Source organism: Pseudonocardia sp. Ae717_Ps2 (genome assembly GCF_001932475.1).
Lineage (GTDB): Bacteria > Actinomycetota > Actinomycetes > Mycobacteriales > Pseudonocardiaceae > Pseudonocardia.
In genome coordinates, this window is record NZ_MCIS01000001.1 from 1,108,326 (window position 1) to 1,133,695 (window position 25,370).

Genomic DNA, 25,370 nt, shown 5'->3' on the forward strand with positions numbered 1-25,370 from the left:
ATGACGGATGCCCCGGAAGATCCCGGTCGTGGTGCTGGCCGGATTCCTCGGAGCCGGCAAGACGACGCTGCTGAACCACCTCCTCGCCGCGGGCGGGGACGCGCGGATCGGCGTGGTCGTCAACGACTTCGGGTCGGTCGGCATCGATGCGATGCGCGTGGCCGGACAGGCCGGCGACGTCGTCGGGCTCGGCAACGGCTGCCTGTGCTGCGAGGTCGGCGAGGGTGGCGTCTCCTCGGTGCTGGAGACGCTGACCCGCCGCCGCGACGAGATCGACGTCGTCGTCATCGAGGCCAGCGGCATCGCCGAGCCCGGGACCCTGGTCCAGCTCGTGCTCGACGCACTCGGCCAGCACCTGAGCTTCGGCGGGCTCGTCGTGGTCGTCGACGCCGCGGAGTTCGAGACCTCGCGGCGCCGTCACCCCCAGCTCGACAAGCACGTCGCGATGGCCGACCTCGTCGTCCTGAACAAGATCGACAGGGTGGGGCCTGGGCCGCTCTGGCGGGTCCGCAGGCTGTGCCGCGAGGCGAACCCGCGGGCGCCGATCGTCCCGGTCCGCGACGGTGCGGTGGACCCGGCGCTGCTGTTCGACATCGAGATCGTGCCGGGACGGCAGCTGATGCTCGGCGAGCGCGTCGACGAGCCGCACGCCCAGCACCTGCACGCCGGCTACCAGAGCCTGACGTTCCTCAGCGACGAACCGCTCGACGCCGCCCGCCTGCAGGACCTGCTCGACGCCAGGCCGTCCGGGCTGTACCGGATCAAGGGCTCGGTGCGCTTCGCCGCCGCCCCGGCCCGGGAACGCTGGGACCTCCACACCGTCGGCCGGTACGTGCGGTTCCACCGGACCCGGTGGGACGTCGACGAGCCCCGGCGCACCACCCTGGTCCTGATCGGCACCGGTCTCGACTCCGACGCGCTGCAGCGGTCACTGCGGGCCTGCGTCGCGACCGACGCCGACCGCCGCGACGCCGACGCCCTGCTCCCGGTCGCCCGCTACGCGGTCTGACGGCCCCGGGGGAGTGCTCAGACCGAGGTGAGGTCCGGGCCCGTCGCCGGCTCGGCCAGCTGGGTCAGGGCCTCGGCGGCCCAGGCCTCCCCACCGGCGACGGCGGTCCACAGCAAAACACCGAGGCTGCGGGACGGGTCGATCCGGCCCGCCTGCCACGACGGCGTCGCCGCGAGCCGCTCGGCACGCGCGCAGAGCTGCCAGGAAGCGGCGTCGGACTCGGTGATGTCGCGGGCGAAGCGGGTGTGCCCGGTGCGGGCACGGTAGGCCCGGACCGGGTCGGTGACCGCGTGGATGATCGACAGCACCCCGATCACCAGCCCGAGCGCGAGGGGCAGACAGACGAGGAACGCGAGCGCTGACCGGGACCAGCTGTTCTCGCCCACGGTGAGGGCCACCACGACGGCCGCGACGACGGCGGTGCCGGTCAGCGCGCCGGCCGGGAGCCGGGTGTAGACGAGGTCGCCCGCGTCGTCGACGACGTAGTCGGTGCCGGCGATCAGGGCCGGGTCGTACACGCGGTACCCGGTACGTGTGCGGACGAGGGTGGGCAGGCGGTCGGCGGGAGCGCCGGCGACGAAGTCGTTCATGGTCGTGCTCGATCTGTGAGAATGCTGCTGCTCGCGGCCCACCTGATGGCCGTCTCGCCCGGTCAGTCGCCCACGATGCCGGTCCGTGTTACGGATTCACAACGTTCCTCGGCGCGTTCCGTCTGTGATGTTCGCCTCCGCCACTTGCGAGCAACCTGCGAGGCTCACTCGGGTGGCCAGGCGTCGCCCCACGCCGTGTCACGGGCGTGCCGGAACAGCTCCCGACGACTGCGCGGGACGGGGGTGTCCCGCAGCGTCCCGTCCGACTCGCAGACACGCAGCGTCACCAGACCCTTGCGGGTCTGCGGGTGCCGGACCACGCGGCCCGGGGCCCGGCCGACGCTCCCGTCGTCGTCGTCGCCGCCGTCACGCACGCCGACGACGTAGGAGAACTTCTCGTCCTCGTGCCCCAGCGAGCCGGCCTTCAGCACCCGGTGCCGCGAGCTGCGTCCGACGCGGACGGCGAAGTGGCACCAGTCGTCGCCGGTCACCGGGCAGGCCCCGTCGTGCGGGCAGGGCGCGGCGACGGTGAGGCCCGCGGCGAGCAGGCGGGCGCGGGCGTCGAGGATGCGCGCGTGCCCGGCCGGCGTCCCCGGTTCGACGAGCACGACGACCCGCGCGGCCCGGGCGGCGGCGTCGACGACGGCGTCGCGCACCGGTGCCGGCAGCTCACCGAGCAGGTAGCAGGCGGTCAGCAGGTCGGTCTCCGGCAGCACCGGGGCGGTGCCGAGCACCGCGGCCTCCCAGCGGGCCGCCCGCAGCAGCGGCGACGGCGCACCGGAGGCGAGCCTGCGGCCCAGCGCCCGGGCCGGCGTGGCGGCCTCCAGCACCGTGGCCCGCTCCAGCGACGGCCACACCTGTGCCGCCGCCCACACCGCGGCGCCGGTCCCGCCGCCGAGGTCGAGCAGCGACGCCGGCTCGGGCGCCCGCGCGGCCGCCCGCTCCAGCACGTCGAGGACCGCCGCGTACGTGGCGGGCATCCGGTACGCGGCGTAGGCGGCCGCGTCGTCGTCGGTGCGCAGGATCGGCGCGGTGGGCACCGTGCCGCTGCGGTAGTCGCGGATCAGCCGCTCGACCACCGGCGCGAGCCGGGCGGCGGGGACGCGGTCGAGTGCGTCGTCGAGGGCGGCGGCCAGCGCGTCGGACAGGTCGTGGGACAGCGCGGAGGACGGCTCGGGGACCACCTGCCCATTCCACCAGTCCCGGGTTCAGCCCCGGGCGCCGACCAGCAGCGGGTCGGCCAGCGCGTCGAGCAGCGGGGCCTGCAGCCGGGCCCACGGCGACAGCCCCGAGTCCGGGTCGTCGGCGGCGGCGCGGAAGCGCGACCAGCTCCACCAGGCCAGGTCCTCGACCTCGTCGGGGCGCGGCTCGGGCTCACCGGTGATCCGGGCGACGAACACCGGGCAGAGCTCGTTCTCCTCGATCCCGTCCTGCGACGCGCGGTAGCTGAAGTCCGGCAGCACCATCCGCAGCTCGGTCGCGCGGACGCCCAGCTCGTCGGCCAGCCTGCGGTGCACCGCGTCGGCCATGTCCTCACCGGGTGCGGGATGGCCGCAGCAGGTGTTGGTCCAGACCAGGGGGAAGGCGGTCTTGGTGCGGGCGCGCCGGGTCACCAGCAGCCGGCCGGCGTCGTCGACGCCGTAGCAGGAGAACGCCAGGTGCCGCGGGGTGCTCGCACCGTGCACGGTGGCCTTGTCCGCGACGCCGACCGGGTTGCCGTCGTCGTCCAGCAGCACAACCTGTTCCATGCCGTCCTGTCTACCGGAGCCCGGCCGCGGCGGCTCCTGGGACGGGACCGGCTCACACGCCCGAGCGGGCGGCTGCCCGGCGCCGGACCACGGCGCCGAGCGCGGCAGCCGGCAGGTGCGCGGCGACGACCGCGAGCGCGGCGGGGGACACCGTGCCCCGCGCCAGCCCCAGCCCCACCGCGCAGTCGAACACCCGCTGGTGCCGTGCGGCGGCGCCGATCGCGGCGTCGAGGAACGCGGGGCGGGCCGCCAGCCGGGCGAGCGCACCGACGTGGCGGTGGTGCCGGGCGAAGGTCTGCTCCATGGCGGCGCGGTGGGCGGCGCCCGCGTCGTCACCGCGCAGCGCGCTGCGCCCGGCGAGGATCCCGGAGGCGACGGCGTCGAAGATCCCCTCGCCGGTCAGCGGGTTCACCTTCGCCGCGGCGTCACCGGCCAGCAGCACCCGTCCGTCGGGCTGGAACCGGGGCGCGGTCGACAGCGGGAGGTGGTGCGCGCGCAGCGTGGCCGGGTCGGGTTCCTGGCCGGGCAGCAGAGCGGCCAGCCGCTCCAGCAGCGACGCCCGGTTCCCGGCGCCGCGCTCGTCGAACACGCCGTAGCCGACGTTGGCGCCGCCGCCCGCGATCGGGAACGACCAGGCGTAGGCCGGGACGGCGCCGCCGGCGTACTCGATCGACAGCGTGCCCGGCTCGGCGGCCACCGGGGCGTACCCGCGGATCGCCACCGCCGTCGACCACGGCGGCACGGCCGGCGCGCCGAGTGCGCGGCGGACCACCGAGTTCGCCCCGTCGGCGCCGATCACGACCCGGGCGGCGACGTCGTCGACCAGCACCCGGTCCCCGCGGGGGACGACGGTGCGGACCCGGTGGCGGCGCAGCTGCGCCCCGGCGGCGACGGCCGCGTCGACCAGCGCCGCGTCCAGCTCCCGGCGCGGGACCACCCGGTTCGGCCGGCGCGCGGTGCGGTGCACGACCCGGCCCGCCGGGGTGCGCAGGCGCAGCCGCGGCGCCGCGACGCCGAGCGTGCGCACCCCGGTGGCGCCCAGCTCGTCGAGCAGGTCGAACACCTCGGCCGCGACGCCGTCTCCGCAGGTCTTGTCGCGGGGGAAGGCCGCTGCGTCGAGCAGGAGCACCGACGCCGACGGCCGCAGCCGCAACACGTTGAGCGCCGCGGCGCAGCCGGCGGGACCCGCCCCGACCACGACGACGTCGTAGGTGGACATGGCGCCATTGTCCCCCCGGCGCCGGGCAGAAACGGTTCGCCGTCGCCCGCCCGGCCGTGGTCCACTCCCACACCGCCACCCCGTCGCCCGGCCGCGACGGGTACCGGCGCCGTGCCGTCGGTGCCGTGGGTGGCGCGTCCGTCCCGTCCACGAGGAGCACGTTGTGACCACCGAGCCGGCCCCCGACCGCGACACCGAGCGGCTGCCCGCCGGAGCCCTGCTGATCATCGGGCTGCTCGTCGGCTCGGCGTTCGTGATGATCCTGAACGAGACGATCATGAGCGTGGCGCTGCCCGCCCTGATCGCCGACCTGCGCGTCACCCCGGCAACCGCGCAGTGGCTGACCAGCGGGTTCCTGCTGACGATGGCGGTGGTCATCCCGATCACGGGGTACCTGCTGGGGCGGTTCCCGCCGCGGTCGGTCTACCTCGCCTCGATGGGTCTGTTCAGCGTCGGGACCCTGCTGTGCGCGGTCGCGCCCGCGTTCGGGTTCCTGCTGGCCGGGCGGGTCGTGCAGGCCACCGGCACCGCGGTGATGGTCCCGCTGCTCATGACGACGATCCTGCGCCTGGTCCCGGCGAGCCGCCGCGGGCAGACGATGGGCACGATCTCGATCGTCATCGCGGTGGCGCCCGCGGTCGGCCCGACGCTGTCCGGGGTGATCCTCTCCGCGCTGGGCTGGCGCTGGATGTTCTGGATCGTGCTGCCGATCGCCCTGGTCGCACTGGTCGCGGGTGCGCTGCGGCTGCGGGTCGAGGCGGAGACGACGCGGGCCCCACTCGACGTCGCCTCGGTCCTGATCTCGGCCGTCGCGTTCGCCGGGATCGTCTACGGGCTGTCCGCGATCGGCGAGTCCGCCGCCGGGGGCGCGCACACCGCGGTGCCGCCGTGGGTGCCGCTGGTGCTCGGCGCGGTGGCGCTCGCGGTGTTCGTGCACCGCCAGGTCCGGCTGCAGCGCGGCACCGGTACGGCCCCGCTGCTGGACCTGCGCCCGTTCACGGTCCGCCGGTACACGTTGTCGCTGGTGCTCGTCGCGACCGGGTTCATGTCGCTGTTCGGCGCGATCATCCTGCTGCCGCTCTACATCCAGGACGTGCTGGGTGACAGCGCGTTCGTCGCGGGCCTGGTGGTGCTGCCGGGCGGGCTGGTGATGGGGCTGCTGGGCCCGTTCGTCGGCCGCGCCTACGACCGGTTCGGCGCCCGTCCGCTGGTGCTGCCCGGCGCGGTGCTGCTCGCGGTCGTGATGTGGGGGTTCACTACCCTCGCCGCGACGACGCCGCTCTGGCTGGTCGTGGTGCTGCACGTGGGCCTGTCCGCGGCGCTGGCGCTGATGTTCACGCCACTGATGACCGACTCGCTGGGATCGCTGCCGGGCGAGCTGTACTCGCACGGCAGCGCCATCCTCACCACGCTCCAGCAGGTCGCGGGCGCGGCGGGGACGGCGCTGTTCATCACCGTGATGACGCTGGCCTCGGCCGGCGCCGGTGTCGACGCGGCCGGGGTGCACGCGGCGTTCCTGGTCGCGGCGGTCGTGTCCCTGGTGACGGTGGTCGTCGCGGTCGTCGCGTCCCGGCTGCCCGCCCCGGCGTCGGACCCGCAGGACGCCCGGGTCTGAGGCGGCCGGGCCGCCGCGCCGCTGAACACCCGGGCCGTGACCGCGGGCGGACACCGGCGCGGGCCGGCGGTCAGCGGGTGGCGGCGCCCTCGGTGGTCCCCGCGGGTGCGGGGACGTCCGGGCCCGTCAGACCGTCGCGGGCGGTCTCGCGCAGCGCGAGCACCGACCCGACCGAGACCAGCGCGAGCAGCCCGATCACCGCCGACAGCACCCCGGTGCCGAAGCCGGCGGCCTGCAGCGACGCGAACAGCACCGGCGACAGCCCCGCGCCCATCCCGGAGATCTGGTAGCCCAGCGATGCCCCGGTGTAGCGCGAGCCGGTGGAGAACATCTCCGAGTACAGGGCCGCGGAGGGCCCGAACCAGGCCGCGTGCGTGACGCCCTGACCGACCACCACGGCCAGGGTGAGCAGCACCGCCGAGCCGGTGTCGATCATGGGGAAGATCGCGACGCACCACAGCCCGGTCGCGACCGCCCCACCCAGGACGACCGGTCGGCGTCCGACCCGGTCCGACAGTGCGGAGAACCCGATGATGCCGACGATCGCGACCACCGAGGACAGGGTGAGCGCGTTGAGCACGGTCTGACGCTCGAACCCGGCGCGCACGGCGTAGGCGATGAGGAAGGTGGTCAGCGTCCCCTGCGCGACGAAGGCCCCGAACCCCACGCCGACGGCGAGCAGCAGGTTGCGCGGACGGGACAGCACCTCCAGCAGCGGCGCCCGGCGAGGCGTCGTCGGCCGGTTTGCGGCGGACGCGGCGAACACCGGGGTCTCGGTGACCGACAGCCGCACGAACAGCCCGATGCCCAGCAGCACCACGCTCAGCAGGAACGGGATCCGCCAGCCCCAGGTGAGGAACGCGTCCCCGGTCAGCGACGCCGACAGCGCCAGCACCAGCGTCGAGAGCACCATGCCGCTCGGCGCACCGGCGTTGGTGAAGCTGGCCCACAGCCCCCGCCGCGACGACGCGTGCTCGGCCGACATCAGGACCGCGCCGCCCCACTCCCCGCCGACCGCGACGCCCTGCACGACCCGCAGCACGATCAGCAGCACCGGGGCCAGCGCGCCGACCTGCGCGTACGTGGGCAGCACCCCGATCAGGGTGCTCGCCACACCCATCAGCACCATGCTGATGACCAGCATCTTCTTGCGCCCGACGCGGTCGCCGAAGTGGCCGAACACGATCCCGCCGAGCGGGCGGGCCAGGTAGCCGGTGGCGAGCGTCCCGAACGCGGCGACGGTGCCGACGAGCGGGTCGAGGTCGGAGAAGAAGACCCGGTTGAACACCACGGCCGAGGCCGTCGCGTACAGCAGGAAGTCGTAGTACTCGATCAGGCTGCCGAGGTAGCTCGACAGGACCGCGCGTCGGCGCTGGGTCGGGGAGAACCGGGGGTGCGTCATCGCAGCTCCGTGCCTTCCGTGAGATGGAAAGCAGCTTTATAGCAAGGAACTTGTGATCGACGCCATGGTCGTTAGGATCGCGCACGTGACGGATGCGGCGTCGGTACCGACGGGAACGCGCGGGCAGCGGCTGACCTACCTGGTCAAGCGTCTGCAGATGGCCGAGCGCGCTCGGATGGAGGAGGCGCTGCGCCCGCTGGGCGTGACGCTGGCCCAGTACACCGCGCTCAGCGTGCTGGAGCGCCGCGGCGGGCTGTCCTCGGCGCAGCTCGCCCGGCGGCACTTCGTGACCCCGCAGGCGATGCAGCAGCTCGTCGCCGGGATGGAGCGCGACGGGCTCGTCGAACGCCGCGCGGCGCCGGACAACCGCCGGGTCCTGCAGGTCTGGCTCACCGCCCACGGGGACGAGGTGCTGGCCGACTGCCACTCCGCGGCCGGGGTCGTCGAGCGCCGGATGCTCGGCGCGCTGGAGCCCGACCAGGCCGAGGTGTTCGCCGACGCCCTCGAACGGTGTCTGGTCGCCCTGGTCGATCGCGACCCGATCCCGCCGGACGGCGACGCTTGACCTCATGGCAAGGACCTTGCTATCAACTTGATTGATATCAAGGAGCGAGGGAGCCCCATGAGCCCGATCACCGGTCCCGGCCTCGGGCTGGGCACCTGGCCCGCCCGCCGGGCGCGGATCAGCCCGCGCGCCCCGGCCCTGTCCGACGGGCACCGGGCGGTCGACCACGCCGAGCTGGCCGAGCGCGTCGCCCGGATCGCGGGCGGCCTGGCGGAGCGGGGGGTCGGTCGGGGGGACCGGGTCGCCTGGCTCGGGGTGAACGCCGTCGCCACCCTGGAGACCTGCTTCGCCGCCTGGCGGCTCGGCGCGATCGCGGTCCCGCTGAACTTCCGCCTGGCCCCCGCCGAGATCGGCTACATGCTCGACGACTGCGGCGCGACGCTGCTCGTGCACGGCCCCGACCCCGACGACCCCGGCACCGACGACCTCGTCGCCGCGACCGCCCCACGGATCCCGGTCGTCCGCGGCGTCGAGGACCTGGCCCGCGGGCCCGCCCGCGACGACGCCGGTGCCGGTCTCGACGACCCGGCCGTGCTGCTCTACACCTCCGGCACCACCGGCCGTCCGAAGGCGGCGGTGCTGACCCACGGCAACCTGACCTGGAACACGGTCAACCAGCTCGCCCACGTCGACGTCTGCTCCGACGAGCGCACGCTGTGCATCTCGCCGCTGTTCCACTGCGTCGGGCTCTCCCAGGTCACGCTGCCCACGCTGTTCAAGGGCGGCAGCGTCGAGCTCGTCGCCCGGTTCGACCCGGTGGCGGTCCTCGACCGGATCGCCAGGGCACGGATCACCAGCTTCGCCGCCGTCCCGACGATGCTGCAGATGCTGTGCGAGTCCCCGGCGTGGGAGCGGACCGACCTGTCGTCGCTGCGCACGGTGGTCTACGGCGGCTCCCCGGTGCAGGAGCGGGTCGCGCGGGCCTGGCTGGAGCGCGGCGTCGCGCTGCAGCAGGGCTACGGGATGACCGAGGCCTCGCCCGGGGTGCACATGGCGACCCGCGAGGGGACGGCCGCGCACCCACCGACCTCGGTCGGGGTGCCGCACTTCTTCACCGACGTCGCCGTCGAGCGCGACGGCGAGCTCGTCCCCCTCGACGAGGAGCCCGGCGAGCTGCTGGTCCGCGGGCCGCACGTCAGCCCGGGCTACTGGAACCGTCCGGCCGAGACCGCGGCGTCGCGGCGGGGGGAGTGGTTCCGCACCGGTGACGTGCTCCGGGCCGGCGACGACGGCTGGGCGTTCGCCGTCGACCGGGTCAAGGACATGATCATCTCCGGCGGCGAGAACGTGTACCCGGCCGAGGTCGAGGCCGTCGCCGTCACCCACCCCGACATCGCCGACTGCGCCGTCGTCGGGGTCCCCGACCAGCGCTGGGGCGAGGTCGGTGCCGCCTACGTGCAGCTGCGCCCCGGCGCCGACCTCGACGCCGACGCCGTGCGCGCACTGCTCGCCGGGCACCTGGCCCGGTACAAGGTCCCGAAGTACGTGCGGTTCGTCGAGGAGCTGCCCCGCAACGCGTCCGGCAAGGTCCGGCGCGTCGACCTGCGTGCGGCCGCGGCCGCCGGGGAAGAGGTGTCGTGATGGGACTCCCGGAGTCGCTGACGGTGGAGCGGCACGACGAGGTCGCCGTGCTGCGCCTGTCCCGGCCGCGCAAGCGCAACGCCCTCGACGACGCGACCGTGCTCGGCATCGAGGACTTCTTCGCCCGCCCGCCCGAGGGGGTGCGCGCCGTCGTCCTCGACGCCGAGGGCGACCACTTCTGCGCCGGGCTGGACCTGTCCGAGCTCGGCGACCGCGACGTCGTCGCGGCGATGGAGCACTCCCGGATGTGGCACCGCGCGTTCGCCCGGCTCGCCGAGGGACGGCTGCCGGTGGTCTCGGTGCTCAAGGGCGCCGTCGTCGGCGGCGGGCTGGAGCTGGCCTCGGCCACCCACCTGCGGGTCGCCGAGGACTCCACGTTCTACGCACTGCCCGAGGGCCAGCACGGGCTGTTCGTCGGCGGCGGCGGGTCGGTGCGGGTGCCGCGGCTCATCGGTGTGCACCGGATGACCGACATGATGCTGACCGGCCGTGTCCTCGATGCCGACGAGGGGCACGCGCTGGGCCTGTCGCACTACCGCGCCGGGCCGGGGGAGGGGCTGGCGCGCGCCTGCGAGCTGGCCCGCACCGTGGCCGGGAACTCGGCGATCACCAACGTCGCGGTGCTCCAGGCGCTGCCGCGGATCGCCGAGGCCTCCCCGGACCACGGCTTCATGATGGAGTCGCTGGTCGCTGCGGTCGCCTCCTCGAGTGCCGAGGCCCAGGAGCGGATGCGGGCCTTCCTCGACGGCCGCGGTGGGAAGGTGCGCCGGTGAGCGAGCTGCTGCGCCCCGTCGCCGACGACGTCCGGGAGACCACGCAGATCGGCCGCTTCGTCACCGCGGTCGAGCGCGAGCACGGCCTGGCCCTGCCCGACTACGCCGCGCTGCACCGCTGGTCGGTGGCCGAGCCCGAGGCGTTCTGGTCGGCGGTCGCGACCCACCTCGGGGTGCGGTTCGACACCCCGCCCCGGGCGGTGCTCGGGCGCCGGGAGATGCCGGGTGCCGAGTGGTTCCCGGGCGCGACCCTGAACTACGCCGCGCACGCCCTGGACGGGCCCGACGACCGCACCGCCGTCGTCGCGTACTCCCAGACCCGCGACCGGGTCGAGCTGACCTGGGCGCAGCTGCGCGAGCAGGTCGCCCGCGCCCGGGCCGGGCTGCGCAGGCTCGGTGTCGGCCGCGGCGACCGGGTCGCCGCCTACCTGCCGAACCTGCCCGAGACGGTCGTCGCGTTCCTCGCGACGGCCTCGCTCGGCGCGGTCTGGACCAGCTGCGCACCCGAGTTCGGCGCGCGCAGCGTCCTCGACCGGTTCGGCCAGGTCGACCCGGTCGTGCTGCTCACCGTCGGCGGCTACGGCTGGGCCGGACGCGACGTCGACCGCCGCGACGAGGTCGCCGCCCTGCGCGCCGGGCTGCCCGGGGTGCGCCACGTCGTCGCCGTGCCCTACGGGCCGCACACCGTGCCCGACGCCATGACCTGGGACGCACTGCTGGCCGCCGACCCGGAGCCGGGCGCGGACCCGGTCCCGTTCGACCACCCGCTGTGCGTGCTGTTCTCCTCCGGCACCACCGGGCTGCCCAAGGCGATCGTGCACGGCCACGGCGGCATCCTCCTGGAGCACCTCAAGAACCACGCCCTGAGCTGGGACCTCGGTCCCGGCGACCGGATCCTCTGGTACTCCACGACCGCCTGGATGATGTGGAACGCGCTGGTCTCCGGGCTGCTGCGGCAGGCGTCGATCGTGCTGATCGACGGCAACCCCGCCCACCCCGACCTCGGCTGGCAGTGGCGCCTGGCCGCCGAGACCGGCGCGACGCTGCTGGGCGCGAGCCCCGGGTTCCTCATGGCCTCGCGCGCCGCGGGGTTGCGCCCGGCCGTCGAGCACGACCTGTCCGCGGTCCGCCAGATCGGCGCCGCCGGGAGCCCGCTGCCGCCGGAGGGCTACCGCTGGGTGACCGAGCAGTTCGGGCCGGACGTGCTGCTCAACGTGGGCAGCGGCGGGACCGACGTCTGCTCCGGCATCGTGCAGGGGAGCCCGTTCCAGCCGGTGCGCTCCGGCGAGATCTCCGGGCCCTGCCTCGGGGTCGACGCCGCCGCGTTCGACGACGCGGGCCGCCCGGTCGTCGGCGAGCTCGGCGAGCTGGTCATCCGGGCCCCCATGCCGTCGATGCCGGTCGGCTTCTGGGGCGACGACGACGGCAGCCGCTACCGCGACACCTACTTCGCCACCTGGCCCGGGGTGTGGCGGCACGGCGACTGGGTCCGCTTCTCCGCCGACGGCTCCGCGGTCGTCCCCGGCCGCTCCGACGCCACCCTCAACCGGGGCGGCGTCCGGTTGGGGACGGCCGAGTTCTACCGCGTCGTGGAGGAGCTGCCCGAGGTCGAGGACTCGCTCGTCGTGCACCTGGAGGACCCCGCCGGCGGCAACGGCGAGTTGCTGCTGTTCGTGCAGCCCGCCGCCGACACCTCCCTCGACGACGCCCTGGTCGCCCGCATCCGCACCGCGCTGCGCAGCGAGCTCACCCCGCGCCACGTCCCGGACCGGGTCGAGGCGGTGCCGGTCGTGCCGCGCAACCGCACTGGCAAGAAGCTGGAGGTCCCCGTGAAGCGGATCCTGCTCGGCGCGGCCGTCGACGACGTCGCCTCCCGCGACGTGCTCGCCGACCCCACCGCGCTCGACGCGTTCGTCCACCTCGCCTCCGGGACACCGGCGTGAGCGCGCCCGGGAACCCCGCCGGGACCGTCGACGGCACCGGCACCGGCACCGGCACCGGCACCGGCGACGACACCGGCGAGGGCACCGGCGGGGCGGCCGGGATCGGCACCGTCGCCGTCGTGGGGACGGGCGTGATCGGCGTCGGCTGGACGGCGCTGTTCCTGTCCCGCGGCCTGCACGTGCGTGCCTTCGACCCCGCCCCGGGTGCCGAGGACCGGCTGCGCGCCGACCTCGCCGCGCTCGGCCCGTTCCCCGGCCACGACGGCCCGCTCCCGGTCGGCAACCTGACGTTCGCCGACAGCGCCGGTGCCGCCGCCGGGCCGGCCGGGTTCGTGCAGGAGAACGGCCCCGAACGTGAGGACCTCAAGCACACCCTGTTCGGCGAGCTCGACGAGGCCGCCGCACCCGGTGTCGTGCTCGCCTCCAGCTCCTCGGGCCTGCTGCCGACGACGATCGCCCGCGGCGCGGCCCGGCACCCCGAGCGGGTGCTCGTCGGGCACCCGTTCCACCCGCCCCAGGTCATCCCGCTGGTCGAGGTCGTGCCTGGCGAGCGGACCGCGGAGGCCGCCGTGGACATCGCCACGGCCTTCTACACCGCGCTGGGCAAGCGACCGGTCCGGCTGCGGGCCGAGGTGCCCGGCCACCTGGCCAACCGGCTGCAGGCCGCGCTGTGGCAGGAGGCGTACTCGCTGGTCGAGCGGGGTGTCGCCACCGTCGCCGACGTCGACGCCGCCATCTCCCACGGGCCCGGCCTGCGCTGGGCGGTGCTCGGCCCGTTCGCCAACCAGCACCTGTCCGGCGGCCCCGGCGGGCTCGCGCACATCCTGGAGCACCTCGGTCCGCCCACCGAGCGGTGGTGGCGCGACCTCGGACAGGTCACGCTCACCCCCGAGCTGGCCACGACCCTGGTCGACGGCGTCCACGCCGAGCTGGGCGACCTCGACGGCCCCGCGCTCGCCGCCCGCCGCGACGCCGTCCTCGCCGCGCTGCTCGAGGTCAAGTCCCGTACCGAGCTCCCCTGACGGAGGTTCCCCGCATGCCCATCGACCCCGCCGGCGTCGTCGCGATCGACGTGCACGTCCACGTCGAGCAGGACGGCCACGGCTGCCTGGCGCTGGACCAGGAGCTGCTCGACGCGTCGGCCGCGTACTTCAGGGCCGACCAGGACCGCACCCCGACGATCGACACGATCGCCGAGCACTACCGGGCACGCCGGATCGCCGCGGTCGTGTTCACCGTCGACGCGCCGTCGGGCACCGGGCACCCGCCGCTGTCCAGCGAGGAGATCGCCGCCGCGGCCGCCGCGCACGCCGACGTCCTGATCCCGTTCGGCTCGGTGGACCCGCACACCGGCAAGGCCGCCGTCGCCCGCGCCCGCTGCCTGGTCACCGAGCACGGGGTCCGCGGCTTCAAATTCCACCCCAGCCTGCAGGCGTTCGAGCCGAACGACATGCGCTTCTACCCGCTCTACGACGCCATCGCCGAGCTCGGCGTTCCCGCGCTGTTCCACACCGGACAGACCGGGATCGGCGCCGGGCTGCCGGGCGGGCGCGGGATCAAGCTGCGCTACTCGAACCCGATGCTGCTCGACGACGTCGCCGCCGACCACCCCGACCTCACCGTGGTGCTCGCCCACCCGTCGGTGCCCTGGCAGGACGAGGCGATCTCGATCGCCACCCACAAGTCCAACGTGTACATCGACCTGTCGGGATGGTCGCCGAAGTACTTCCCGCCGCAGCTGGTGCGCGCGGCGAACACGATGCTGCGCCGCAAGGTGCTGTTCGGCTCGGACTACCCGGTCATCACCCCGGACCGGTGGCTCGCAGACTTCGAGACCCTCGAGATGAAGCCCGAGGTCCGGCCGATGATCCTCAAGGACAACGCCGTGCGGGTGCTCGGCCTGGGGTGATCGGCCCCGGTGAGGGGTCCGGTGCCGTATCCGGCACCGGACCCCTCACCCGTCGCGACCACCGCCTCGGACCGCGGCAGGACGCCGGATCCGGCTCGCCACAGTCCCCACCGGACGACCAGGTGTCCGGACTTCTTCCCGTAAAGATCATCAACAGCGACGTCGTCGCAGGTCAGCGGCGTGGAGCGATCCGGTTCCCGACGTCGTTGACACGATCGGGTGATCTGTTCTGCCGCGTTCCGATGCTCTGGAGTGGGTCGTCCCGGTCCGTCCGGAGTAGTCCAGGTCACCCCCCGCGCCCGTTTCGGGGGCGCTGCGGGCCCGATCTCACGATGTGGACCGATCCGGTGTGGGGTTACTCCGAACGGGTCTGTTTACTGGTCCGCATGCACCTCGTCTCCCGGTTCGCGGTTCGGCGTCACGTCGACCTGCGCCGCCAGGCGAGCGCGCTCTGTTCCGGCGCCTGACCGCGCCCGGCTCCCGGGGCGCGCCCGCGCTCCGCCGCTCGCCGTCCCCGCCACGGGGACCGCGGCCGCGGTAGCCACGGGACCGCCCCAGTACCCCGCTTTCCCGGTCGACCACCGCGCCCCCGCGCGGACCCTCCCGCCCCGCCGTCCGGCGGCCCGGGAGGTCGGAGTCCGACGCCCACCGCACGTCCGCGCCTGCCCGCGCCCCGCGACACCATCCATACCGGACGGTGCCGCGGTCCGCCGCTCGACGGACGTCCACATCGGCCCCGAACCGCTCCCCGTCACGAAAGAAGGAGACACGTCGTGCCTCAGCACCGCGCACGGTCCGCCTCCCGGATCCGGCTGATCGCCGGTGGCGCCGCACTCGCCGGCACCGCCCTGATCGGCCTCTCCGGCGCGGCCCAGGCGGCCACCCCGGACCTGGTCCCCGACCTCGGTCCGATCCTCAGCGCCCCCAATGACGACCAGCCCGACCCGGCGCCGACGGCACCCCCGGTCGAGTCGTCCTACGAGGCGTTCGACTCCGACCAGCCGATCCAGCAGCTGCGCGACTTCGCCCCCGCGGGCGTCCCCGTCGCCGGGCTGGTCGACGTCGTGTCGAAGGCGCCGAAGCAGATCACCCCGACGTTCCTGAGCGGCGGGGCCGGCGAATGAGCCTGCTCCCGCAGTCCCGCTGGGCGCGGCGGGGGCTGATCGCCCTCGCGAGCGCCGCCGTCGTCGCCGGGGTCGTCGCGATCCCCGCGTCGGCCCAGGGAACGATCGACAAGGTCAAGTCCGAGGTCACCGGCGCCGACGGCAAGAACTACTGGGTCGAGAACAACCTCACGCCGGAGGCCCGTCAGCAGTCCGCCGACGGGCCCAAGAAGGAGTACGCCCTGGTCTGGGCCGGCGACGAGAACATCGCCGACACCGCCGTGGCGGACGTGCGCAACCTGCCCGGGTCGCTGCTCGACCCGGTCGACAAGGTCCGTGACGCCCTGCCGGGTCCGGACTTCCTGGCCGTCGTCGACGTCACCAAGGGCACCCCGGACTACGGCAAGGTCGTCAACACCGCGACCGTCGGCCCGCTCGTGGAGAACGAGCCGCACCACATGCAGTACTCGTGGCGCAAGGGCGACAAGATCTACGCGGGCGGCCTGTTCACCGCGGCGACCTACGTCTTCGACGTCGCCGCGCTGCCGGAGATCAAGCTCTCGGGCATCTCGCTGCCGTCGCAGACGCTGTGCGGGTCGGTCCCGGACGCCTACTGGGTCCTCAAGGACGGCACCGCGTACGGCACCTACATGGGCGGCCCCGTCGCCCCGGGTCCGTGCCGCTACACCAACGGCGAGGTCCGCACCGGCAACGGCTTCGCGGGCGCCCCGGGCTCGGTCATCCGGTTCGACCAGGAGGGCCGCAACCTCGTCGAGGCCCCGGCCGCGACGGAGACGCCCGAGGACCCGACCCAGTGCCTCAACATGCCGGCCCTGGGCAACCCCACCTGCGCGAACCCGCACGGGATCCAGGTCCGCGAGGACCTGAACACCATGATCACCAGTGACTACGCCGAGCCGCGGACGATCATCCTCGACCCGGTGAAGAACCCGTCGCCGTACCTGCGGCGGCCCACGGTGCGCACCTGGGACATCTCCGACCTGAACAAGCCGAAGGTCAAGTCGGTGCAGTACCTGCCGACCGGCCCGCGCAGCAACGGTGTCGACCCGCTGCGCAACGAGAACCGCGCCGTCATGGAGACCACGGTCACCAACCGGCCGGAGCACAAGGGCGCCTTCGCCCAGACGATGCAGGGCGGCGCGATCTTCTACACGCCCGACATCACCGCCGACAACCCGGAGTGGAAGGAGGTCTTCGACCTGGGGACCGCCGCGCCGCACCTGGGCGTCGGGGGCGAGAACGGTGGCCCGAGCGCGAACGGTGGCTGGATCCAGACCAGCGCCGACGACAAGACGCTCTACCACGCCACGATCGGCCGCAAGGCCGGCACGCTGGGCCCGGACGACAAGGGCACCGCTGGCGGCGTCATCGCGCTCGACATCGAGAAGCTGCTGGCCTCGGGACCGAACCCGAGCTGCTCGATCGACACGATCGAGGAGACCACCGCCGGTGGCGCCGAGGCCGACTGCCCGACCATCAAGGGCACCGTCGGCATCAACTCCGACCAGACCGGCGCCGGCCCGCACTGGGGCGCGCTGGACAACCTGGAGCTCGGTGACGACGGCTACTACCACCACACCGACCAGCCCAAGCGCCTCGCGACCGCGAACTACTTCGTGGCCCGCACCGGGCTGGACGGCGACCACCGCCTCTGCATGACCGACATCGCCCCGGACGGCTCGCTGTCCCTGGACGAGTCGTTCAAGGACGAGGACACCGGTGAGACCTGCGTCAACTTCAACCGCGAGAACTGGCCGCACGGTGCGTTCGGCAATGCCAAGCCGCACTCGATGCTGTTCGTCGCCGCGGACGAGGACATCAAGGACTGATGACGTCCGTGTCGTTCTCGACGTCGTTCGCGACACTCGTGCCGGCCGGCGGGCTCCTGCCCGCCGGCCCGGCCGGGGACGCCCCCGCCCTGCTCCGTGCAGTGGCGGGGGCCGCCCCGGCGGTCCTCGCCGCAGGACCCTCCGACGGTGTGCCGTTCGTGGACACGGCCCTGCGCCTGGTCCTGCTCACCGCGCTCGCCGTGGTGGCCGGGTCCGGCCTGGTGCGTGTCCTCGCCGACGCCCCCGGACGCGCCGAGCGGGTCGTCGCGGGAGTCGCGGCGCTCGTCGCCGTCTCCGCCGCGGTTGCCGCGGTGACCCGGTCCGGCGCCGGGATCTCCGGCTGGACCCTGCTGCTCCTGCTGGCGACGGTGGCGGTGCCCGCGCTGCTCGCCGGCCCGCGGCCGGTGCTCGCCGTCGCCCCCGCGCTGGTGGTGACCGGTCTGCTGGCGATCCAGCTGGCCGGGACCCCGTCGGCGCCGTGGTTCGTCCTCGACGCCGGGTACGCGGTCGCGGGTGCCCTGGCCGCCGGTGCCGCGCTGCACCTGGCCACCGCGACCGACCCGGCGCCGCGGGCCGCCCGGGTGCGGATCGTCGGCATCGGGGCGGGGACGGTCGGGGTGGTGCTCGCCGCGGTCCGGGTCGCCCTCGCCGGACCGTTCTCGCTCACCGACCTGCACGGCACCGGCTACGGCCGGGCGGTGCTGGTCACCGTGCTGGCCCCGGCCGCGGTCGTGGCCCTGCTCGCCGTGCAGGCGTGGGTGACCCGCCGTGCGACGGCCGGGACCCGCTCCGACGCGGTGCGGGCCGCCGAGCTGCGCGACCGTCTCCGCACCCCGGTCGTGCTGGCCGCCCTCGCCGCGGTCGGTGCGGCGACGCTGCCGGCCGCACTGCCCGCCCCGGCCCCGGGGGCCACCCCCGGCCAGGCGCTGCTGCGCTCGGTCGACCTCGGCGCGGGCCCGCTGACCCTGGCGGTGTCCCCGATGCGCCCCGGACCCAACCTGGTGCAGCTCACCGGCGGCGGGGTCGAGGTGACCGGCCCGGACGCACGGATGCCAGCCGGGCACGGTGGTGACCCGGGCGCCCCCGCCGGGTACGCGGTGCGGGTGGGGGACCGGGTCGTCCCGTTCACCGCCCGTACCGAGGTCCGCGGCGGCTGGGCCCTCGTCGACCTGCCCGCGGGGGCCTCGTCGATCACCCTCACCGCGGGTGGCCTGACCCGCTCGGTGCCGGTCGACGTCGGCACCGAGCGCACCGCCCCGGCCGGCGCGACCGGGCCCGACGCCCCGGAGTGCCTGTCGGCCACGGTCGGGCGGATCGTCGCCGGTGGCGACGCCACCGTCGGGAACTGCCCGTCCGAGGCGCTCGACCCCGCCGACGCCGGTGCCCTGCGTGGCATCGTGCGTGCGCTCGGGGGCCAGGGCGCGCCGGGCCTCGCGATCGCCGGCGACGCGTCGCCGCGCTCGCGGGCCGCCGCCGACGTCGTGCGGGCCGAGGCCGCGGCCGCCGGACTGCCCGTCCGCCCGTCCGCGGGCCCCCAGGACGCGCTGCTGGTCGTGTCGGGCTGGCAGCTCGCCGCCACCACGGTGCGCGACACCGCCCGCGCGGCGCTCACCACACCCACCGCGCTCGGCGGGACCTACCTGGCACCCTGGCTGCTGACCGGCGGCGTGCTCGGCCAGAGCCCGGGCACCCTGCTCCCGCTGGACTTCGGTCCGCAGGAGCCGGCCCCGCAGCGCTACGTGCGGCTGCTGGCCGCCGTCGCCCCGGGCTCGGCGCCGTCGCTGTCCGGGCTGCGCGCCTGGGCCGCCACGTCCGGCGAGACCTACGCCGACCCGGTGCCGTCGCTGTACGCCGCCGCACCGGTCGACGTGCCCATGACCGCCGACACCGACGGCGGCCACCACGGGTCGCCCAACGAGGCGGCGTGGTTCCCGGGCGGCGCGGTCGTCCGGATCGGCTCCGCACTCGACACCGGTCCCGGCACCCCCGCCGGCCCGACCCCCTGACCGCCACCCACGAGGAGACTCCCGTGTCGATCACGAAGGATCCGCCCGGCCGGTCGCCGGGCTCCCTGGTCCGTGCCCTGCGCGAGCTGCCCGCCTCCGGGCGCACCGCCTACGGCCCGCAGGACCGCGAGGCCGCCCCGCCGCAGTGGCCGGTGGTCGCGGTCGGCCTGGTCCTGGCGGTGCTGTTCCTCGTCGGGGTGGGCGCCGTCGCCCCAGCGACGATGGTGGGCACCGCCGCGCTCGGCCTGGCCCTGGGCTTCACGCTGTTCCACTCCCGGTTCGGCTTCACCTCCGGCTGGCGGCAGCTCGTCGCCGTCGGGCAGGGCGCCGCGATCCGCGCGCACATGCTCATGCTGGCGACGGCGTCGGTGCTGTTCGCGGTGATCCTCTCGTCCGGGTTCGCGCTCGCCGGGGACCCGCGGGGCTTCACCAACCCGATCGGCATCGGGCTCGTCGTCGGCGCCTTCCTGTTCGGCGTCGGCATGCAGGTCGGCGGGTCGTGCGCGTCGGGGACGCTGTTCGCCGTCGGCAGCGGGCAGTCCGCGATCGTGCTGACGTTGTTCGGGTTCATCGTCGGGTCGATGTTCGCGGTGTTCACCCACACCTTCTGGACGCAGACCGTCCCGCAGGGTCCGAGCATCAACCTGGCCCAGCTGCTCGGCTACCCGGGTGCGGTCGCGGTGACGCTGCTGGTCACGGCGGGGATCACCGTGGTGACCTGGGTCGTCGCCCGGCGCCGCACCCCGCCCCCGGTCGAGCGGCCGCCGTCGGCCCGCGGTGCGGCACGCGTGCTGCGCGGCTCGTGGCCGATGTGGGTCGGCGCGCTCGTGCTCGCGGTGCTCAACGCGGCCGTCCTGTTCGTCTCCGCCGCCCCGTGGGGTGTGACCTCGGCGTTCGCGCTGTGGGGCTCGAAGGTCCTGCAGGCGGTCGGGTTCGACATGGCGGGGCTGGCCTACTGGCAGGTCCCGGCGAACGCCCGGTCGCTGGCCGCGCCGGTGCTCGCCGACCGCATCTCCAACCTCGACGTCGGCATCATGATCGGCGCGCTGGTGGCCTCCGCGGTGGGCGGCGCGTTCGTGCTGCACAAGCGCATCCCCTGGAAGCTCGGCCTCGGCGCCGTCCTCGGCGGCATCGCGATGGGCTACGGCGCGCGCCTCGCGGGCGGCTGCAACATCGGTGCCTACTTCTCCGGCATCGCCTCGTTCAGCCTGCACGGCTGGATCTGGGCCGTCGTCGCACTCGGCGGCACCTGGGTCGGGCTGCGGCTTCGGCCGCTGTTCGGCCTGACCAACCCCAAGCCGGTCGACTCGCTCTGCTGAGCAGGCCGGACGCTCCCCCCACCAGAGAGGTTCACACCATGACCGCACGCACCACCGCCCGCGCACTGGCCGCCGTCGCCGGCGCCGGGGCGCTGGCCACCCTGGCCGGCGGGCTCGCGCACGCCGACGAGGGCCACCAGCGCCACGGCCACGGAGACGCCCACTACGACGGCACCGTCTGGCACTACGACGGCGAGGCGACCCCGAGCGACTCGGCCGAGCTGAACCCGTCCGCCGGTGACCGGCCGGGTGGGAACACCCCCGTGTACCTGCTCAAGGACGTCCCGGCGGCGCCGCTGCCGAAGGACCTGCTGACCCCGGTCGACCTGACCGCGCCCGTGTTCGGGGCGCTCGACGGCCTGAGCTGACCGGTCCGCCCCGGACGGTCGTGCACAGGGCCGCCCGGGGTGCAACCGGCTCGCACGGGGCAGGCGGGCCGGGATCGCCCCGTCCGGGATCTCCCGGGCGGGGCGATCACGCGTGCGGAGCCTCCTGCAGGACGGCCTGCACGTCGAGGTCGATCCGCAGCGTCCGCCCGACGGCGAGCACGCCGGCCAGCACCGACTGGTTCCAGTCGATCGCGAACTCGTCGCGGGAGATCTCGGTGGTGGCGGTGAACGCCGCCCGGGTGCCGCCCCACAGGTCGGGGCCGGTGCCGCCGTAGGTCATGTGCAGGTCGACCGGCGCCTTGACGCCCTTGAGCGAGAGCATCCCGTGCACCGTCCAGCGGGTGGCGTCGACCCGGGTCAGGCCGTCGCCCTCGTAGCCGATGGCCGGGTGGGTCTCGACGTCGAGGAAGTCCGCGGTCCGCAGGTGGGAGTCGCGGTCGGGGTCGTCGGAGTCCACCGATCCCGCGTCGATCGACACACTGACCGAGCTGGCCTCGAACGGGTCGGCCACCCGCAGGTCGCCGGAGAACCGGCGCAGCCTGCCGTGGATGCGGCTCATACCCAGGTGCAGCGCGGTGGCCCGGATGCTGGAGTGCTGCGGGTCGATCCGCCACAGCCCCGGGGTGGGCAGCACCGCGCCGCCGGCCCTGGCGTGCTCGACGCGGCCCAGGTCGACGCCGTCCCCGGCGAGGGAGACCGCCCGCGCGGAGGGCTCGTACCCCGCCGCGGCGACGACGACCGTGTGCGGCCCCGGCGCCAGCTCCGCCACCGCGAACCCGCCGTCGGCCCGGCTGGCCGCCCGGCCCCGCTGCACGCCGGTGGCGTCCATGACGGTGACCGTCGCGCCGGTCACCGGCCAGCCGTCGGGGGTGCTCAGCCGTCCGTAGAGCTCAGCCATGTCCGTGCTCCGTCCGCGTCGGGCCGCCGATCCGGTCGTCGTCGGTCGGGTCCGGGGCGCCGAAGCGCACCTCGACCGGCGTGGTCGCCCCCCGTGCCACCTGCACCGCGACGACGACCGGCGCCCAGCCGCTCGCGGTCAGCTCGTGCCGTCCGGGCGGGAGCCCGTGCAGCTCGTAGCTGCCGTCCCGGCCGGTGGTGGTCTCGGCGACGGTGCGGCCGTCGCTGTCGCCGATCACGATCCGAGCCCCGGGCACCGGGCGGCCGTCGCCGCTGCGGGCGACGCCGGCGATCCCGGCCAGGGCGGGGAAGCGCAGCTCCACCGGCGGCGCGGCCGGGTCGGCGTCGACGGTGCGGGCCAGCGGCCCGTGCCCGGGTGCGGTCGCGGTGAGGGTGTGCGGGCCGGTGCCGGGGGTCTCGACCAGGAACCGGCCGGCCGGGTCGGTCGGCGTGTGCGCGACGACCTCGCCCGCGGTGTCGATCAGTGTGACGGCGGCGGCACCGACCGGGTGGCCCGTCGCGTCGGTCAGGGTGCCCCGCACCGTGCCGCCGCCGGCGACGGTCACGTCGTGCCGGGCGGGGGACGCGCCGACGGCGACCAGCCCGGCGTCGGGCCCGGCGCCGTCGGTGCGGGTCACCACCAGGTACGTCCCGCCGGTGCCCAGGGGCACGGCGTAGGTGCCGTCGTCGCCGCTGGCGGTCCGCCCGTGCTGGCGGCCGTCGAGGTCGGTGACGGTGACGGTCGCGCCCGGCACGGGGGTGCCGGACCGCCCCCGCACGGTGCCGACGACCGCAGGTCCGTCCCGTTCCGGTGTCACGTCGCGACCTCCCAGTTAGTTGCGCATCGCAACGATAACCCTCCCGGGTGGGCGGTGCGTCACCCGCACCGGTGTCGTCGGCCGGTGATCGGGCCGCCGTGCGCTCGGGGGGCTTGCGTCACGTGTAACCGGTGGTAACGTTACCGGTGGTTACAGCATTGACGTCGTTGTCTGCGAGGAGTCGACATGACCGCCACCGTTCCGGAGCACGGGCTCGAGGCCGGGAACGACCGGCACGCGGAGGATCGGCACGACACCGCCGAGCGCCTCCTGCGGTCCTCCGAGGAGCTCTCGTTCGACCCGGCCACCCAGGTCGACTGGGACACGCCGCTGGACCGCGACTACCACGGCATGAGCCCGGAGTGGAGCAGCCTCTACGGCACCGCCTACTGGGCCGAGCTGACCGAGGAGCAGCGCAAGGAGCTGACCCGCCAGGAATCGGCGTCGGTCGCCTCGACCGGCATCTGGTTCGAGATGATCCTGCAGCAGCTGATCCTGCGGGACTTCTACGCGAAGGACCCGACCGACCCGGCGTTCCAGTGGGCGCTGACCGAGATCGCCGACGAGTGCCGCCACTCGATCATGTTCGCCCGCGGTTCGGCCAAGCTCGGCGCCCCGGCCTACATCCCGAAGAAGCGTGTCGTCGCGATGGGCCGGCTCTGCGCGGCCGTCTACTCCGGTGAGGCCGCCTACGCCTCCATCCTCGTCGCCGAGGAGGTCCTCGACGTGATGCAGCGGGACTGGATGCGCGACGAGCGCGTCGTCCCGTTCGTCCGGACGATCAACAACATCCACGTGGTCGAGGAGTCGCGGCACATGAAGTTCGCCCGCGAGGAGACGCGTGACCGTCTCCGCGGGGCGGGCCCGCTGCGCCGCCAGGTCCAGGCCCTGTTCGTGGCCCTGGCCGCCTACGAGATCGTCACCGCCATGTGGAACGAGGACCTGTACGAGAACGCGGGCCTCGACCGGAAGCGCGCGCTGCGCGAGGCGCGGAACAACGAGCACCACAAGGCACTGCTGCGGTCCTCCTGCGCCGGGCTCATGGAGTTCCTGTCCTCCTGCGGCCTGCTCACCAAGCCGGCGCTGGCCCTCTACCGTCGCGCCAACCTGATCTGATCCGGAGCCGGCCGTGCCCTTCGCGATCACCCAGACCTGCTGCACCGACGCGTCGTGCGTCGCCGCCTGCCCGGTCAACTGCATCCACCCCACGCCGGACGAGGCCGACTTCGCCACGACCGACATGCTCTACATCGACCCGCGGGCGTGCATCGACTGCGGGGCCTGCGCCGACGCCTGCCCGGTGGACGCGATCTTCCCGGTGGAGCGGCTGAGCGCATCGCTCGCCGGGTACGCCGAGGTCAACGCGGACTACTTCGAGGGCAAGCCGGTCGCCGGGAAGCTGGAGGGCGACTCCCCGCTGTTCCACGAGTGGTACCCGCTGAAGTTCACGCGGTCGCTGCCCGCGGACATGGCCCCGCTCGACGTCGCCGTCGTCGGGACCGGGCCCGCGGGGATGTACGCCGCACAGGACCTGCTGCTGCACACCTCGTCGACGGTCACGCTCTACGACCGGCTCGACGTCGCGGGCGGGCTGGTGCGGTTCGGGGTCGCGCCCGACCACCCGTCGACGAAGGGGATCGGGGAGTCCTTCGCCCGGTTCCACTCCCACCCGCGGGTGCGGATGCGGCTGGGCACCGAGGTCGGCCGGGACGTCTCGGCCGACGAGCTGGCCGCCCGGCACGACGCGGTGGTCTGGGCCGTGGGCGCGCCCGCGCCGCGCGACCTGGGCCTGCCGGGGGAGGGGTTGCCCGGCAGCATCGCCGCCGACACCGTCGTGGGCTGGTACAACGGCCACCCCGACGTGCCGCGCGACGCCGTCGACACCTCCGTGGAGCGTGTCGTCGTGGTCGGCACCGGCAACGTCGCGATCGACGTCGCCCGGGTCCTCACCGCGTCGGCCGCCGATCTGGAGGGCACGCCGATCGACCCGGCCGCGCTCGCCGCGCTGCGCACCGGTGCGATCACCGAGGTCGTGCTGCTCGCCCGCCGTGGCCCCGAGGCCGTCGCCGCGACCGCACCGGAGCTGCGCGAGCTGCTCGGCCGCAGCGGCGTCGAGGTCGTGGTCGACGAGCACGACCCGCGCATCGCCGAGTCCCTCGATGGCCCCGCCGCGTCCCCGTCGCACGCGCTGCTGCGCGGCGCCCGCCGGGAGAAGATCGACTGGTCGGTGCCGGCCGAGCGCCCACGGGTGGTGTTCCGGTTCCACTCGGCGCCCGAGCGGATCGACGGCACCGTCCGGGCCCAGGGGGTGCACACCGCGGACGGGACCGACATCCCGGCCGGTCTGGTCGTGCGCGCCGTGGGGCACCGCGGCCGTCCCGTCGCCGGCCTGCCCTTCGACGACGACCGTGGCCTCGTCCCGCACGACGCCGGCCGCGTCGAGGGCCGTCCCGGCCACTACGTCGTCGGCTGGATCAAGCGGGGCCCGTCCGGAGGGATCGGCACCAACCGCACCTGCGCGGCCGAGACGATCGGTTCCCTGCTCGACGATGCCGTTGCCGGCCTGCTCCCGTCGCGCCGCCCGACCTCGCGCCTGGGCGCCATCACCCGGCGGCTCCGCCGGAGCTGACCGCC

Annotated in this window: 22 protein-coding genes; 15 read left to right on the forward strand and 7 right to left on the reverse strand. The window is 74.8% G+C overall.

Annotation, left to right across the window (positions count from 1 at the left end; genetic code table 11):
* Window positions 1–7: 7 nt before the first annotated feature.
* On the forward strand, window positions 8–1,009 hold the full coding sequence (locus Ae717Ps2_RS05400) for a GTP-binding protein (RefSeq protein ID WP_020625845.1): 1,002 nt from the start codon (window positions 8–10) through the stop codon (window positions 1,007–1,009).
* 17 nt (window positions 1,010–1,026) lie between these two features.
* Here Ae717Ps2_RS05400 and Ae717Ps2_RS05405 read toward each other — a convergent pair whose 3' ends face one another.
* From Ae717Ps2_RS05405 to Ae717Ps2_RS05420, 4 genes are all read right to left on the reverse strand, one after another.
* The gene (locus tag Ae717Ps2_RS05405; protein WP_020625846.1) at window positions 1,027–1,599 is read right to left on the reverse strand and encodes a hypothetical protein; all 573 of its coding nucleotides are present in this window, start codon (window positions 1,597–1,599) and stop codon (window positions 1,027–1,029) included.
* A gap of 164 nt (window positions 1,600–1,763) precedes the next feature.
* A complete protein-coding gene (locus Ae717Ps2_RS05410) occupies window positions 1,764–2,783 on the reverse strand; it encodes a small ribosomal subunit Rsm22 family protein (RefSeq protein WP_075333097.1) in 1,020 nt (339 codons plus the stop codon).
* A 24-nt stretch (window positions 2,784–2,807) separates the two neighbouring features.
* Window positions 2,808–3,347, reverse strand: a complete 540-nt coding sequence (gene idi, locus Ae717Ps2_RS05415) for an isopentenyl-diphosphate Delta-isomerase (RefSeq protein ID WP_043281743.1) — start codon at window positions 3,345–3,347, stop codon at window positions 2,808–2,810.
* 52 nt (window positions 3,348–3,399) lie between these two features.
* A complete protein-coding gene (locus Ae717Ps2_RS05420; protein ID WP_075307732.1) occupies window positions 3,400–4,566 on the reverse strand; it encodes a geranylgeranyl reductase family protein in 1,167 nt (388 codons plus the stop codon).
* A 163-nt stretch (window positions 4,567–4,729) separates the two neighbouring features.
* Between Ae717Ps2_RS05420 and Ae717Ps2_RS05425 the strand changes: the two genes are divergently transcribed.
* A complete protein-coding gene (locus Ae717Ps2_RS05425) occupies window positions 4,730–6,181 on the forward strand; it encodes a DHA2 family efflux MFS transporter permease subunit (protein ID WP_075307730.1) in 1,452 nt (483 codons plus the stop codon).
* A 70-nt stretch (window positions 6,182–6,251) separates the two neighbouring features.
* Here the strand turns inward: Ae717Ps2_RS05425 and Ae717Ps2_RS05430 are convergent, their stop codons facing one another.
* Window positions 6,252–7,583: an MFS transporter gene (locus Ae717Ps2_RS05430; protein WP_075307728.1), complete on the reverse strand. Its 1,332-nt coding sequence runs from the start codon at window positions 7,581–7,583 to the stop codon at window positions 6,252–6,254.
* Between the two features lie 85 nt (window positions 7,584–7,668).
* Here Ae717Ps2_RS05430 and Ae717Ps2_RS05435 point away from each other — a divergent pair, with 85 nt between their 5' ends.
* From Ae717Ps2_RS05435 to Ae717Ps2_RS05485, 11 genes are all read left to right on the forward strand, one after another.
* Complete coding sequence (locus tag Ae717Ps2_RS05435) at window positions 7,669–8,148, forward strand: MarR family winged helix-turn-helix transcriptional regulator (protein WP_233147459.1); 480 nt, start codon at window positions 7,669–7,671, stop codon at window positions 8,146–8,148.
* 57 nt (window positions 8,149–8,205) lie between these two features.
* Complete coding sequence (locus Ae717Ps2_RS05440; RefSeq protein ID WP_075307726.1) at window positions 8,206–9,729, forward strand: long-chain fatty acid--CoA ligase; 1,524 nt, start codon at window positions 8,206–8,208, stop codon at window positions 9,727–9,729.
* Window positions 9,729–10,502, forward strand: coding sequence for a crotonase/enoyl-CoA hydratase family protein (locus Ae717Ps2_RS05445; protein ID WP_020625536.1), 774 nt, complete (start codon window positions 9,729–9,731; stop codon window positions 10,500–10,502). The genes Ae717Ps2_RS05440 and Ae717Ps2_RS05445 overlap by 1 nt, the downstream gene beginning before the upstream one ends.
* Window positions 10,499–12,445 carry an acetoacetate--CoA ligase gene (locus Ae717Ps2_RS05450; RefSeq protein ID WP_075333098.1) on the forward strand — a complete coding sequence of 649 codons (1,947 nt, stop codon included), beginning with the start codon at window positions 10,499–10,501 and terminating at the stop codon, window positions 12,443–12,445. The genes Ae717Ps2_RS05445 and Ae717Ps2_RS05450 overlap by 4 nt, the downstream gene beginning before the upstream one ends.
* The gene (locus Ae717Ps2_RS05455; protein ID WP_233147460.1) at window positions 12,442–13,467 is read left to right on the forward strand and encodes a 3-hydroxyacyl-CoA dehydrogenase NAD-binding domain-containing protein; all 1,026 of its coding nucleotides are present in this window, start codon (window positions 12,442–12,444) and stop codon (window positions 13,465–13,467) included. The genes Ae717Ps2_RS05450 and Ae717Ps2_RS05455 overlap by 4 nt, the downstream gene beginning before the upstream one ends.
* A 14-nt stretch (window positions 13,468–13,481) precedes the next feature.
* The gene (gene couO / locus Ae717Ps2_RS05460) at window positions 13,482–14,354 is read left to right on the forward strand and encodes a 4-hydroxyphenyl-beta-ketoacyl-CoA hydrolase (protein WP_170917040.1); all 873 of its coding nucleotides are present in this window, start codon (window positions 13,482–13,484) and stop codon (window positions 14,352–14,354) included.
* 773 nt (window positions 14,355–15,127) lie between these two features.
* A complete protein-coding gene (locus Ae717Ps2_RS05465) occupies window positions 15,128–15,478 on the forward strand; it encodes a hypothetical protein (RefSeq protein ID WP_020625532.1) in 351 nt (116 codons plus the stop codon).
* Entirely contained in the window at window positions 15,475–17,307 is a 1,833-nt protein-coding gene (locus Ae717Ps2_RS05470) for a hypothetical protein (RefSeq protein ID WP_020625531.1), read from the forward strand. The genes Ae717Ps2_RS05465 and Ae717Ps2_RS05470 overlap by 4 nt, the downstream gene beginning before the upstream one ends.
* Window positions 17,307–19,313 (forward strand): hypothetical protein, encoded by a 2,007-nt coding sequence (locus Ae717Ps2_RS05475; protein ID WP_075307720.1) that lies wholly within the window; start codon window positions 17,307–17,309, stop codon window positions 19,311–19,313. The genes Ae717Ps2_RS05470 and Ae717Ps2_RS05475 overlap by 1 nt, the downstream gene beginning before the upstream one ends.
* Before the next feature lie 23 nt (window positions 19,314–19,336).
* Window positions 19,337–20,632: a YeeE/YedE family protein gene (locus Ae717Ps2_RS05480; RefSeq protein WP_083696293.1), complete on the forward strand. Its 1,296-nt coding sequence runs from the start codon at window positions 19,337–19,339 to the stop codon at window positions 20,630–20,632.
* Window positions 20,633–20,670: 38 nt separating this feature from the next.
* Entirely contained in the window at window positions 20,671–21,000 is a 330-nt protein-coding gene (locus tag Ae717Ps2_RS05485) for a hypothetical protein (protein ID WP_020627541.1), read from the forward strand.
* Between the two features lie 106 nt (window positions 21,001–21,106).
* Here the strand turns inward: Ae717Ps2_RS05485 and Ae717Ps2_RS05490 are convergent, their stop codons facing one another.
* The gene (locus tag Ae717Ps2_RS05490; protein WP_075333099.1) at window positions 21,107–21,919 is read right to left on the reverse strand and encodes a YceI family protein; all 813 of its coding nucleotides are present in this window, start codon (window positions 21,917–21,919) and stop codon (window positions 21,107–21,109) included.
* A complete protein-coding gene (locus tag Ae717Ps2_RS05495) occupies window positions 21,912–22,736 on the reverse strand; it encodes a collagen binding domain-containing protein (protein WP_075307718.1) in 825 nt (274 codons plus the stop codon). The genes Ae717Ps2_RS05490 and Ae717Ps2_RS05495 overlap by 8 nt, the downstream gene beginning before the upstream one ends.
* A 186-nt stretch (window positions 22,737–22,922) precedes the next feature.
* Between Ae717Ps2_RS05495 and Ae717Ps2_RS05500 the strand changes: the two genes are divergently transcribed.
* Complete coding sequence (locus Ae717Ps2_RS05500; RefSeq protein ID WP_020627538.1) at window positions 22,923–23,852, forward strand: diiron oxygenase; 930 nt, start codon at window positions 22,923–22,925, stop codon at window positions 23,850–23,852.
* A 13-nt stretch (window positions 23,853–23,865) separates the two neighbouring features.
* Entirely contained in the window at window positions 23,866–25,365 is a 1,500-nt protein-coding gene (locus Ae717Ps2_RS05505) for an FAD-dependent oxidoreductase (protein WP_075307714.1), read from the forward strand.
* The last annotated feature ends 5 nt before the right edge of the window (window positions 25,366–25,370 follow it).

Coding starts and splice junctions, on each gene's coding strand:
- Ae717Ps2_RS05490 (WP_075333099.1), bottom strand. CDS start 21,919: ATGGCTGAGCTCTACGGACGGCTGAGCACCCCCGACGGCTGGCCGGTG.
- couO (WP_170917040.1), top strand. CDS start 13,482: ATGCCCATCGACCCCGCCGGCGTCGTCGCGATCGACGTGCACGTCCAC.
- Ae717Ps2_RS05485 (WP_020627541.1), top strand. CDS start 20,671: ATGACCGCACGCACCACCGCCCGCGCACTGGCCGCCGTCGCCGGCGCC.
- idi (WP_043281743.1), bottom strand. CDS start 3,347: ATGGAACAGGTTGTGCTGCTGGACGACGACGGCAACCCGGTCGGCGTC.
- Ae717Ps2_RS05500 (WP_020627538.1), top strand. CDS start 22,923: ATGACCGCCACCGTTCCGGAGCACGGGCTCGAGGCCGGGAACGACCGG.
- Ae717Ps2_RS05440 (WP_075307726.1), top strand. CDS start 8,206: ATGAGCCCGATCACCGGTCCCGGCCTCGGGCTGGGCACCTGGCCCGCC.
- Ae717Ps2_RS05420 (WP_075307732.1), bottom strand. CDS start 4,566: ATGTCCACCTACGACGTCGTCGTGGTCGGGGCGGGTCCCGCCGGCTGC.
- Ae717Ps2_RS05445 (WP_020625536.1), top strand. CDS start 9,729: ATGGGACTCCCGGAGTCGCTGACGGTGGAGCGGCACGACGAGGTCGCC.
- Ae717Ps2_RS05475 (WP_075307720.1), top strand. CDS start 17,307: ATGACGTCCGTGTCGTTCTCGACGTCGTTCGCGACACTCGTGCCGGCC.
- Ae717Ps2_RS05430 (WP_075307728.1), bottom strand. CDS start 7,583: ATGACGCACCCCCGGTTCTCCCCGACCCAGCGCCGACGCGCGGTCCTG.
- Ae717Ps2_RS05405 (WP_020625846.1), bottom strand. CDS start 1,599: ATGAACGACTTCGTCGCCGGCGCTCCCGCCGACCGCCTGCCCACCCTC.
- Ae717Ps2_RS05470 (WP_020625531.1), top strand. CDS start 15,475: ATGAGCCTGCTCCCGCAGTCCCGCTGGGCGCGGCGGGGGCTGATCGCC.
- Ae717Ps2_RS05400 (WP_020625845.1), top strand. CDS start 8: ATGCCCCGGAAGATCCCGGTCGTGGTGCTGGCCGGATTCCTCGGAGCC.